Genomic DNA, 11,444 nt, shown 5'->3' on the forward strand with positions numbered 1-11,444 from the left:
CGGCGCGGCGCGGTCCGTGCGGCGCCCGCGCGGCGCGCGGCGGAGGAGGCTGCCGCGCAGTTGCGTTCCGGCCATCTCCGTCCGCCGACGCCGATACACCCCCCGCGTCCCTACGGAGACCCCCGATGCCCTCGCGCAGAGAACTGGCGAACGCGATCCGCGCCCTGAGCATGGATGCCGTGCAGCAGGCCAACTCCGGCCACCCCGGCGCCCCGATGGGCATGGCGGACATCGCCGAAAGCCTCTGGCGGGGCTTCCTGCGCCACAATCCGGCCAACCCGCACTGGGCCGACCGTGACCGCTTCGTGCTGTCGAACGGCCACGGCTCGATGCTGATCTACGCGCTGCTGCACCTCTGCGGCTACGGTCTCGCGACCGACGATCTCAAGGCCTTCCGCCAGCTCGGCTCGAAGACGCCGGGTCATCCTGAATACGGCATCACGCCCGGCGTCGAGACCACGACCGGACCGCTCGGTCAGGGCCTCGCCAACGCCGTCGGCATGGCGATCGCCGAGAAGATACTGGCCGCGCACTTCAACCGCCCCGGCCACGACCTCGTCGATCACCGCACCTGGGTGTTCGTCGGCGACGGCTGCCTGATGGAAGGCATCTCGCACGAGGCCTGTTCGCTCGCCGGCACGCTCGGCCTCGGCAAGCTGGTCGCGTTCTACGACGACAACGGCATCTCGATCGACGGTCACGTCGAGCACTGGTTTGCCGATGACTCCGCGCAGCGCTTCGCCGGCTACGGCTGGCAGGTCATCGGGCCGGTTGACGGTCACGACGGCGAGGCCGTCGATGCGGCGATCCGCGAGGCCCTCGCCGAGACGGCGCGCCCGAGCCTGATCGTCTGTCGCACCGTCATCGGCTATGGCGCCCCGAACAAGCAGGGCTCGCACGACGTGCACGGCGCACCGCTCGGCGCCGCCGAGATCGCCGCCGCCCGTGCGCACCTCGGCTGGTCGCACGCACCGTTCGAGGTGCCGGCCGAGATCTACGCCGCCTGGGACGCACGAGCGGCCGGTGCCGGGCTGGAAACCGCCTGGCAGGCGAAGCTCGAAGCCTACCGCGCGGCCTTCCCGGATCTGGCCATCGAGTTCGAGCGCCGGCTGCGCGGCGAGCGGCCGGCCGGCTGGGCGGCGGCGGCCGATGCCTGCATCGAGGCGACGCAGGCGAGGATCGAGAACCTCGCGACCCGCGTCGCCTCGCAGAAGGCGCTGAACGCCTACGCGCCGCTGCTGCCGGAGCTGCTCGGCGGCTCGGCGGATCTGACGCCGTCGAACAACACCACCTGGGCCGGTTCGAAGCCGGTGCGCCACGCCGATTTCGACGGCAACTACCTGAACTGGGGCGTGCGCGAGTTCGGCATGTCGGCGGCGATGAACGGCATCGCGCTGCACGGCGGCTTCATCCCCTACGGCGGCACCTTCCTGGTGTTCTCCGACTACGCGCGCAACGCGCTGCGCGTCGCCGCGCTCGCCGGCATCCCGAGCATCTTCGTCTACACGCACGACTCCATCGGCCTCGGCGAGGACGGCCCGACGCATCAGCCGATCGAGCAGCTCGCGTCGCTGCGCGCGATGCCGAACCTGCCGGTCTGGCGGCCCTGCGATGCGGTCGAATCGGCGGTCGCCTGGCGGCTGGCGATCGAGCGGCGCGACGGTCCGAGCGTGCTGGTGTTCTCGCGCCAGAACCTGCCGCATCAGGCCCGCGAGCCGGCAACGGTCGCGGCGATCGCGCGCGGCGGCTACGTGCTGGTCGACTGCCAGGGCACGCCGGAACTCCTGCTGATCGCCACCGGCTCCGAGGTCGGCCTCGCGGTCGCCGCCGCCACCGAGCTTGCGGCGCGCGGCCGGCGTGTGCGTGTCGTGTCGATGCCGTGTGCCGACGTGTTCGATGCGCAGGATGCCGCCTGGCGCGAAGCCGTGCTGCCGTCGGCCTGCCGTGCACGGCTGGCGATCGAGGCCGGGGCCACGCAGTCGTGGTATCGCTATGTCGGCCTCGACGGGCGCGTGATCGGCCTCGACCGTTTCGGCGAATCGGCTCCGGCCGGCAAGCTCTTCGAGCACTTCGGCTTCACGCTCGCCAACGTCGTCACGCAGGCGGAGACGCTGCTCTGATCGACCCGGCCCGTCCGCTGCCGGCCGGGCGCGGCCGGCTCGCGATCAACGGCTACGGCCGCATCGGCCGCTGCGTGCTGCGCGCGCTGACCGAGCGCGGCGGCCCGGCGGCGACCGGCCTGCGCGTGGTCGCGATCAACGAACCGGCCGCCGACCCGGCGAGCATCGAATACCTGACGCGCTTCGATTCGACGCACGGGCGCTTTCCGGGCCGGGTCGCGCTCGACGGCGGGCGGCTGCTGATCGACGGCGAGCCGCTGCGGCTGCATCACGCCGCCACGCCCGGGGCGATCGACTGGGCGGCCGAGGACATCGACCTGCTGCTCGACTGCTCGGGCAGCTTCTCGACCCGCGCCGCTGCCGCGCCGCTGTTCGCGGCCGGCGCGCCGCGCGTGCTGGTCTCGCAGCCGATGGCATCGGCGGCCGAGGTCGATGCGACCGTCGTCTACGGCATCAACCATCTGGCGCTGAGCGGGCGCGAGCGGCTGGTGTCGAACGCCTCCTGCACGACCAACTGCATCGTGCCGGTGCTCGCGGTGCTCGATGCGGCCTTCGGCATCGAATCGGGCTGCATCACGACGCTGCATTCGGTCATGAACGACCAGCCGCTGATCGACGGCTGGCATCACGCCGATGACCTGCGCCGCACGCGCTCGGCGATGCAGTCGATGATTCCGGTCGCCACGGGGCTGGCGCGCGGCATCGACCGGCTGCTGCCGGGCCTCGCCGGGCGCATCGTCACCAAGGCCGTGCGCGTGCCGACGCTGAACGTCTCGGCCCTCGACACCGTGCTGATGCTCGCGCGCGATGTCGATGCCGCCGCCGTCAACGCCGTGCTGCGCGCCGCGGCCGAAGCCGGGCCGCTCGCCGGCCTGCTCGCCTACACCGAACTGCCGCACGCCTCCTGCGACTTCAACCACGATCCGCATTCGGTCGTCGTCGACGGCAGCCTCACGCACGTCGCCGGGCGGCGGCTGCTCGGGCTGATGCTGTGGTTCGACAACGAGTGGGGCTTCGCCCAGCGCATGCTCGACACGGCCGGCCACTGGCTCGCACGCGCCGCGTCCGCCGCTGCGCTCCCCGACACCGCTTCCGCAAGCTCATCCCATTCATCCCCTTCATCCCGCTCATCCGCAACGCTTCCACCTGCAGGGAACTCCCGATGAAAGTCCTCAAGCTCAGCGACCTCGATCTGGCCGGCAAGCGCGTGTTCATCCGCGCCGACCTGAACGTGCCGCAGGACGATGCCGGCAACATCACCGACGACACGCGCATCCGCGCCTCGGTCGAAGGCATCCGCCTCGCGCTCGGCAAGGGCGCGGCGGTGATGGTCACCTCGCACCTCGGCCGGCCGAAGGAAGGCGCGTGCACGCCGGAAGACTCGCTGGCCCCGATCGCCGCGCGCCTCGGCGAGCTGCTGAACCAGCCGGTGCGGCTGGTCAGCGACTGGGTGGCGGGCGGCTTCACGGTCGCGCCCGGCGAGGTCGTGCTGCTCGAAAACTGCCGCTGCAACAAGGGCGAGAAGAAGAACGACGACGCGCTCGCGCAGCAGATGGCGAAGCTCTGCGACGTGTTCGCCAACGACGCCTTCGGCACCGCGCACCGCGCCGAGGCCACGACGCACGGCATCGCCAGATACGCACCGGTGGCCTGCGCCGGTCCGCTGATGGCCGCCGAGATCGAGGCGCTGTCGCGCGCGCTCGAAAACCCGAAGCGGCCGCTGGTCGCGATCGTCGCCGGCAGCAAGGTCAGCACCAAGCTGACCATCCTGCGTTCGCTGGCCGAGAAGGTCGACCAGCTGATCGTCGGCGGCGGCATCGGCAACACCTTCATGCTCGCGAGCGGCCTGCGCATCGGCAAGTCGCTGGCCGAGCCGGATCTGGTCGGCGAGGCGCAGGCGATCATCGACCTGATGAAGGCGCGCGGCGCCGAGGTGCCACTGCCGGTCGACGTGGTCGTCGCCGATGAACTCTCGGCGCTCGCGCGTGCCAATCAGGTGGCGGCCGATGCCGTGCAGCCCGGCGACATGATCCTCGACATCGGCCCGAAGTCGGCCGCGCAGCTCGCGTACATCGTCGCGCACGCCGGCACCATCGTCTGGAACGGACCCGTAGGCGTGTTCGAGTACGACCAGTTCGGCGGCGGCTCCAAGATGCTCGCCTCGGCGATCGCGCACTCCGATGCCTTCTCGATCGCCGGCGGCGGCGATACGCTGGCCGCGATCGCCAAGTACCGGATCGCCGATCAGGTCGGCTACATCTCGACCGGCGGCGGCGCCTTCCTGGAGTTCCTCGAAGGCAAGCCGCTGCCGGCGATCACGGTGCTCGAAGCCCGCGCAGCCGGCTGAGGCGCGCCGTCACTACACAATGGCGCCGTCGCGACGGCGGCGCCGGCAAAACCACCGCAGGATCGACCCAGCAAGGGGCAGGCCCGCCCCGGGAGCACGAACGATGGCCCTGATTTCGATGCGTCAGCTGCTGGATCACGCCGCCGAACACGGCTACGGCGTCCCGGCCTTCAACGTCAACAACCTCGAACAGATGCGCGCGATCATGGAAGCCGCCGCGCAGACCGACAGCCCGGTGATCGTCCAGGCCTCGGCCGGCGCCCGCAAGTACGCCGGCGCGCCGTTCCTTCGGCACCTGATCCTCGCCGCGATCGAGGAATTCCCGGAGATTCCGGTCTGCATGCATCAGGATCACGGCACCTCGCCGGCGGTCTGCCAGCGCTCGATCCAGCTCGGATTTTCCTCGGTGATGATGGACGGCTCGCTCGGCGAGGACGGCAAGACCCCGACCAGCTACGACTACAACGTCGAGGTCACCCGCCAGACCGTGGCGATGGCGCACGCCTGCGGCGTGTCGGTCGAGGGCGAGCTCGGCTGCCTCGGCTCGCTCGAAACCGGCATGGCCGGCGAGGAGGACGGCATCGGTGCCGAGGGCATGCTCGATCACTCGCAGCTGCTCACCGATCCGGAGGAAGCCGCGCAGTTCGTGAAGGCCACCAAGGTCGACGCACTGGCGATCGCGATCGGCACCAGCCACGGCGCCTACAAGTTCACGCGCCCGCCGACCGGCGACGTGCTGGCGATCTCGCGCATCAAGGAGATCCACGCGCGCATCCCGAACACGCATCTGGTCATGCACGGCTCGTCGAGCGTGCCGCAGGACTGGCTCGCGATCATCAACGAGTACGGCGGCGACCTCGGCCAGACCTACGGCGTGCCGGTCTCCGAGATCGTCGAGGGCATCCGTCACGGCGTGCGCAAGGTCAACATCGACACCGACCTGCGCATGGCCTCGACCGGCACGATCCGCCGCTTCCTCGCCCGCAACCCGAAGGAGTTCGACCCGCGCAAGTACCTCGGCGAGACGGTCAAGGCGATGAAGGGCATCTGCGTCGAGCGCTACGAAGCCTTCGGCACCGCCGGCCAGGCCTCGAAGATCCGGGCGCTGTCGCTGGAGGCGATGACGAAGCGCTACGCCAGCGGCGAGCTCGATCCGCAGGTGCACTGAGGCTGCGACGCCGGTCGCATGCCAGCGCGACCGGCGTTAGCATCGCAAGTCCCGAACCACTGCGGGAACGCCCCGATGACTGTTGTCGCCGAGCGCCGGCCGTTCACGGCCGATGAATTCCTCGTCTGGGAAGCGCAGCAGGCGCTGCGCCACGAGTATCTGGCCGGCGACGTGTTCGCGATGACCGGGGGCACGCTCGATCACAACCGGCTGACACGCAACCTGCTGATGGCCTTGTGCAGACGGCTGGACGGTACGCCCTGCGAGGCGTTTTCGAGCGATGTGATGCTGCGCGTCGAAGCAGCCGATGCGTATTTCTATCCCGACGTCATCGTCACCTGCAGCGAAGCCGATCGTCGTGCCGAGCGCGTGATCTCGGAACCGCGAGTCGTTGCCGAGGTGCTGTCACCGAGCACGGCGGCCCATGACTGGGGCGCGAAGTTCGAGGCTTACAGCCATCTGCCCGGTCTCGCCGAGTACGTGCTGGTCGAGGCCGAGCGCATCGCCGTGCACGTGCTGCGTCCGAACGCCGCGCAGCGCTGGGAGCGCTGGCACTGCGGGGCGGGCGACAGCCTGGAACTGACGAGTCTCGGCCTCGACATCCCGCTCGCCGAACTCTACGCCGGCACCGCATCGGCCGGCGGCTGACACCGGATCGTCATCCCGCTGCTGCATCGTCGATCCCGCATCCCGAAACCAGCGCCGCGACCGCCGGACGGTCCGCGGTCCGTCATCGACCGGCCCGAGGGCCGCGACAGGAGTGCAAGCCCGTCATGAACGCCGCCACCGACACCGCCGTACGGGACTTCTTCGACTGGCAGGACCGCCTCGCGCAGCGCGTGCGGCCGCTCGACGAGGCCCGCGTGCATGGGCAGCTGATCACGCGCCTGCAGGCGCTGCTGCGCGAACGGCTGCGCGGGCTGCCGGCGCGGGTCTGGGCGCCGGGGCCGGCCGTGCATCTGGCCGAAGGCGCGCGCACCGTGCATCCGGACCTCGCAGTCAGCAGCGACGAGGCCGATCTCTGCTCGGGCCTGCCGCTGCACGCGCCGTCGCTGCTGATCGAGGTCGCCACCGCCGCCACGGCCGGGGCCGACCGTGGCGAGGGCTTCGAGCAGGCGCGCACGCTGCCGACGCTGCGCGAGTACGTGATCGTCGAGGCCGGCCGGGCGCGCGTCGATGTCTACCGCCGTCGCGCCGACGGCGGCTGGCTGCTCGACAGCCACGGCGCCGGCGAAGGCTTCGTGCTGGCAGCGATCGACGGCACGATCGAGGTCGATGCGCTGTACGAGGGCGCGCGGCTGCGCTGAAGGAGCGGCCCGGGCGGGTTCAGTCCCAGCCGAGATACAGGTCGTGGAAACGGCGGGCCTCGGGGTCGTACTGCATCATCTCGCCGTTCTCGATATCGAAATACCAGCCGAACAGCTTCAGCGTGCCGGCCTCGACGCGCGTGCGCACGAAGTCGAAGGTCATCAGGTTGTCGAGCGAGACGATGATCGACATGCGCTCGGCGGCACGCTGGCGGAAGGCCGGCGAGGCATCCGGCCAGCGTTCGAGCACCTTGGCGCGCGCGCGGCCGGCGATCTTCACCCAGTTGCCGATGTAGCCGGTCTCGGCGTCGCCTTCGAGCAGCGCGCGGATGCCGCCGCAGTGGCCGTGGCCCATGACCACGATGTGGCGCACTTCCAGGTCGCAGACCGCGAACTGCACCGCGGCGCTGGTGCCATGGAAGGCGCCGGAATCCTCGGCCGGCGGCACGAGGTTGGCGACGTTGCGGATCACGAACAGGTCGCCGGGCTCGGCATCGGTGATGATCGCCGGGTCGACGCGCGAATCCGAACAGGCAATGACCAGCGTGCGCGGCGTCTGGCCTTCGCGCGCCAGCTGCTGGAACAGCTCGCGGTCGCGCTCGAAGTAGCGCGCGCGAAAGCGCTGGAAGCCCCGGATCAGCTTTTCGATGTCGGACATGGACGGACTCCGCGGTTCGGACTTCGGGCATCATATCGCCCCTTTCCCGGCCACCAAGCGACCGCCGCCATGCACTGCTCGATCTATCGCAGCCGCCGCAAGACCGACGCCTACCTGTACTGCGCCGCGAAGGATGACTTCTCGGCCGTGCCGAAGGCGCTGCTCGACCAGCTCGGCCAGCTCGAACACGCGATGGATCTGGAGCTGACGCCCGAGCGCAGGCTCGCGCGCGAGGACGCGGCCACCGTGCTCGATGCGCTCGCCACGCGCGGCTGGTACCTGCAGATGCCGCAGCGCGAGGACTGGGCCGCTGACTGGCGTGCGGCGCAGACGCCGGCCTGGGGCCAGCGCGTCGACTGAAGACCGGCCCGCCGCGGCAAGGACTTGCACGCACCGTACGGAAAGCGTTAGCTAGAACGCTTGTCCCGCCCGCCGCCGGAATCGTCATGCAGTTCTCCGAACGCCTCGACCGCCTCACCAGTTCGCTGATCCGCGAACTGCTCGCGCTGACCCAGCAGCCCGACATGATCTCGTTCGCCGGTGGCCTGCCGGCGGCCGGCGCGATGCCGCCGCTCGCGCTCGCGAACCTGCCGCCGGCGCTGCGCCAGTACGGCACGACCGACGGCGAACCTGAACTGCGCGCGGCGATCGCCCGCCAGCTCACCGGGCTCGGTCGCGCCTGCCGGCCCGATCAGGTGCTGGTCACCAGCGGTTCGCAGCAGGGCCTCGATCTGGTCGCGAAGCTGTTCATCGATCCGGGCACCGAGGTCGCCGTCGAGGCGCCGAGCTATCTGGCGGCGCTGCAGGCCTTCCGCTTCTTCGGCGCCGAGTTCGCCGAGCTGCCGCTGACCGCGCACGGCATCGACCCGCAGCAGCTGCGCGAGACGCTGCGCCGGCGCCGGCCGGCCTTCGTGTACCTGATCCCGACCTTCCAGAATCCGTCCGGCGTCTGCTACGACGCCGCCACGCGCACGGCGGTCGCCGAGGTGCTGCGCGAGACCGGCGTCGCGCTGCTCGAAGACGAGCCCTACCGCGAACTGGTCTACGAGCCCTGCGAGCGCACGCCGATCTGCGCGAAGCTCGGCGATGCGGCGCCGTGGATGGTCATGGGCTCGTTCTCGAAGACCGGCATCCCGGGCCTGCGCATCGGCTACATCGCCGCCTCCGACGACATCCACCCGCAGCTCGTGCGCATCAAGCAGTGCACCGACCTGCACACCAACCGCATCGGCCAGTGGTGGGCGAACGAATTCCTGCAGTCGGCCGATTATCTCGGCCACCTCGACCGCCTGCGTGCCTACTACCGCGCGCAGCGTGACGCGATGCAGGCCGGGCTCGAAACCCATTTCGCCGATCTCGCGCGCTGGAACCGGCCGCACGGCGGGCTGTTCTTCTGGGTCGAGCTGCACGAGGCGCTCGATGAGCGTGCGCTGCTCGAACGGGCGCTGGCGCGCAAGGTCGCGTTCATGCCCGGCAGCGCGTTCTACGCCAACCCGCCGGCCCGCCAGGGGCGCATGCGCCTGAACTTCTCGCACTCGACGCCGGAACAGATCGATCGCGGCCTGCGCGTGCTCGCCGAGACCGTGCGCGAGACCAGCCTGCCGGCCGGGCGCCGGCGCATCGCCGATCAGGTCTGAGCAGCGGGCGCGCCGGCTTCAGCGCGGCCGGTGCAGCAGCGTGTCGAGCGCCGGCCAGATGTTTTCCAGCATGCGCGGCTGCGCCTCGGCGCGCGGATGCAGGCCGTCGTCCTGCACCAGCGCCGGGTCGCCGGCGACGCCGTCGAGAAAGAACGGCACCAGCGGCACGTCATAGCGTGCGGCGAGTCCGGCATAGCTCGCGTGGAACCGTTCGGTGTAGCGCGGGCCATAGTTGGGCGGGATGCGCATGCCGAGCAGCAGCACGCGGGCGCCGGCCTGCTGCGACAGCTCGATCATCCGCGCGAGATTCGCCTCCAGATCGGCGACCGGCAGCCCGCGCAGGCCGTCGTTGGCGCCGAGTTCCAGCACGACGAGATCCGGCCGGTGGGCGGCGAGCAGCGCCGGCAGCCGTTCCAGTCCGCCGCGCGTGGTTTCACCGCTGATGCTGGCGTTGACGATCCGCGGCGGGGTCGGCGCCGCCGCTGCATAGCGCGCCGCCAGCAGCGCGACCCAGCCGCGCTCGATCGGCATGCCGTAGGCCGCGCTCAGGCTGTCGCCGAGCACGAGGATCACCGGGCTGCCCGGGATGGCACGGGCCGGCAGCGGGGCGAGCACCGACAGGCTCAGCGCAGCACAGGCAGACAACAGGAAACGCAGGAGTACGGTCATCGTGCGAGCAACACCCGGAGAACTGGATGCGGCGACCGGCCGCGCCGTGCCGATTGTCCGGGCCGAGCGCCTCGGCAAGCAAGTCGCGAGCCCGGAGGGCCGGCTGACGATCCTGGAGGACATCGACCTCGAACTCGCGCCCGGCGAGCAGCTGGCGATCGTCGGGGCTTCGGGCTCGGGCAAGTCGACGCTGCTCGGCCTGCTCGCCGGCCTCGACCTGCCGACGCAGGGTTCGGTGTGGCTGGACGGCACCGAGCTGAGCACGCTCGATGAGGACGGCCGCGCGCGGCTGCGCGCCGGACGGGTCGGCTTCGTGTTCCAGTCCTTCCAGCTGCTGCCGGGGCTGACCGCGATCGAGAACGTCATGCTGCCGCTGGAACTGGCCGGGCGCGCCGATGCCGCGGCGCTCGCCCAGGAAACCCTCGCGCGCGTCGGGCTGGCCGCGCGCGCGCGGCATTACCCGGCGCAGCTCTCCGGCGGCGAGCAGCAGCGCGTGGCGCTCGCGCGCGCGTTCGCCCCGCAGCCGGCGATCCTGTTCGCCGACGAGCCGACCGGCAATCTCGACCGGCGCACCGGCGAGACCGTCGTCGGCCTGCTGTTCGAGCTGAACCGCGAACTCGGCACGACGCTGGTGCTGGTCACGCACGATGCCGGCCTCGCCGCGCACTGCAACCGCCAGCTGACGCTCGATGCCGGCCGGCTGGTGGTCGGGGCGCCGTCGTGAGCGCCGCCGGCCGGCTGCTGGTGCTGGCGCTGCGCCAGACCTGGCGTGATGCGCGCGGCGGCGAGCTGCGCGTGCTGGTCGCGGCGCTGGTGATCGCCTGCGCGGCAGTGGCGGCCGTCGGCTTCTTCACCGACCGCATCCGGCTGGTGCTCGAGCGTCAGGCCGGCGAGCTGCTCGCCGCCGATCTGGTCATCGCCGGCACGCAGCCGCCCGCTGACTTCCTCGACGCCGAGGCCGGCCGGCGCGGCCTCGCGCATGCGCGCACGCTGACCTTCCCGAGCGTGGTGCTGAACGCCGATGCCTCGGCGCTCGCCGAGCTGAAGGCGGTCGCGCCCGGCTATCCGCTGCGCGGCGCGCTGAAGACCGCGCCCGAGCCGTACGCGCCGGCCGCCGATACGCGCGAGACGCCGGTCCCCGGCACGGTCTGGGCCGACGAGCGCCTGCTCGCCGAACTCGGCGCCGGCGTCGGCAGCACGCTCGATGTCGGCGCGAGCCGGCTCACCGTCACGCGCGTGCTCGCCTACGAACCCGATCGCGGCGGCGACCTGTTCAGCCTCGCACCGCGGCTGATGATGGCGCTCGCCGACCTGCCGGCCACGCAGCTCGTGCAGCCGGGTTCGCGCGTGACCTGGCGGCTGCTGCTCGCCGGTACGCCCGAAGCGGTCGCCGGCTACCGCGACTGGCTCGGCCTGCGGCTGCCAGCCTCGATGCGGGTGCAGGACGTGCGCGAGGCGCGTCCGGAGCTGCGCGTGGCGCTGGAGCGCGCCGGGCGCTTCCTCGGCCTCGCGGCCGTCGCGGCGGTGCTGGTAGCCGG

11 protein-coding genes and 1 pseudogene are annotated in these 11,444 nt (G+C 71.3%); 10 read left to right on the forward strand and 2 right to left on the reverse strand.

The features are described from left to right. The first annotated feature begins 125 nt into the window (after positions 1-125). From tkt to PKE44_RS08745, 6 genes are all read left to right on the forward strand, one after another. Positions 126-2,120, forward strand: coding sequence for a transketolase (tkt, locus tag PKE44_RS08720; RefSeq protein ID WP_324550151.1), 1,995 nt, complete (start codon positions 126-128; stop codon positions 2,118-2,120). A 17-nt stretch (positions 2,121-2,137) separates the two neighbouring features. After that, complete coding sequence (locus tag PKE44_RS08725) at positions 2,138-3,286, forward strand: glyceraldehyde 3-phosphate dehydrogenase NAD-binding domain-containing protein (protein WP_324550175.1); 1,149 nt, start codon at positions 2,138-2,140, stop codon at positions 3,284-3,286. Continuing rightward, positions 3,283-4,467, forward strand: a complete 1,185-nt coding sequence (locus PKE44_RS08730; protein ID WP_324550153.1) for a phosphoglycerate kinase — start codon at positions 3,283-3,285, stop codon at positions 4,465-4,467. Before PKE44_RS08725 ends, PKE44_RS08730 begins: the two co-directional genes overlap by 4 nt. Before the next feature lie 103 nt (positions 4,468-4,570). Then, positions 4,571-5,635, forward strand: coding sequence for a class II fructose-bisphosphate aldolase (gene fba, locus PKE44_RS08735; protein WP_324550155.1), 1,065 nt, complete (start codon positions 4,571-4,573; stop codon positions 5,633-5,635). Between the two features lie 75 nt (positions 5,636-5,710). Then, positions 5,711-6,283, forward strand: coding sequence for a Uma2 family endonuclease (locus PKE44_RS08740; RefSeq protein ID WP_324550158.1), 573 nt, complete (start codon positions 5,711-5,713; stop codon positions 6,281-6,283). Between the two features lie 125 nt (positions 6,284-6,408). After that, positions 6,409-6,942: a Uma2 family endonuclease gene (locus PKE44_RS08745; protein WP_324550161.1), complete on the forward strand. Its 534-nt coding sequence runs from the start codon at positions 6,409-6,411 to the stop codon at positions 6,940-6,942. A gap of 19 nt (positions 6,943-6,961) precedes the next feature. Here the strand turns inward: PKE44_RS08745 and PKE44_RS08750 are convergent, their stop codons facing one another. Further along, positions 6,962-7,600 carry a carbonic anhydrase gene (locus PKE44_RS08750; protein WP_324550163.1) on the reverse strand — a complete coding sequence of 213 codons (639 nt, stop codon included), beginning with the start codon at positions 7,598-7,600 and terminating at the stop codon, positions 6,962-6,964. Positions 7,601-7,669: 69 nt separating this feature from the next. On the opposite strand from PKE44_RS08750, the gene PKE44_RS08755 reads away from it, so the two are divergent. Both PKE44_RS08755 and PKE44_RS08760 read left to right on the forward strand, forming a co-directional pair. Further along, on the forward strand, positions 7,670-7,960 hold the full coding sequence (locus PKE44_RS08755) for a YcgL domain-containing protein (RefSeq protein ID WP_324550165.1): 291 nt from the start codon (positions 7,670-7,672) through the stop codon (positions 7,958-7,960). Positions 7,961-8,046: 86 nt separating this feature from the next. Beyond that, positions 8,047-9,237, forward strand: a complete 1,191-nt coding sequence (locus PKE44_RS08760; protein WP_324550168.1) for a PLP-dependent aminotransferase family protein — start codon at positions 8,047-8,049, stop codon at positions 9,235-9,237. Positions 9,238-9,255: 18 nt separating this feature from the next. Here PKE44_RS08760 and PKE44_RS08765 read toward each other — a convergent pair whose 3' ends face one another. Further along, positions 9,256-9,906 (reverse strand): arylesterase, encoded by a 651-nt coding sequence (locus PKE44_RS08765; protein WP_324550170.1) that lies wholly within the window; start codon positions 9,904-9,906, stop codon positions 9,256-9,258. 1 nt (position 9,907) lies between these two features. On the opposite strand from PKE44_RS08765, the gene PKE44_RS08770 reads away from it, so the two are divergent. Beyond that, on the forward strand, positions 9,908-10,630 hold the full coding sequence (locus PKE44_RS08770; protein WP_324550172.1) for an ATP-binding cassette domain-containing protein: 723 nt from the start codon (positions 9,908-9,910) through the stop codon (positions 10,628-10,630). Further along, positions 10,627-11,444: pseudogene (locus PKE44_RS08775) on the forward strand (ABC transporter permease); the annotation flags it as partial. The gene PKE44_RS08770 and the pseudogene PKE44_RS08775, both read left to right, overlap by 4 nt.

Origin of the sequence: Plasticicumulans sp., from assembly GCF_035331805.1 — a bacterium.
In the GTDB taxonomy this organism is placed as follows: Bacteria; Pseudomonadota; Gammaproteobacteria; order Competibacterales; family Competibacteraceae; genus Plasticicumulans.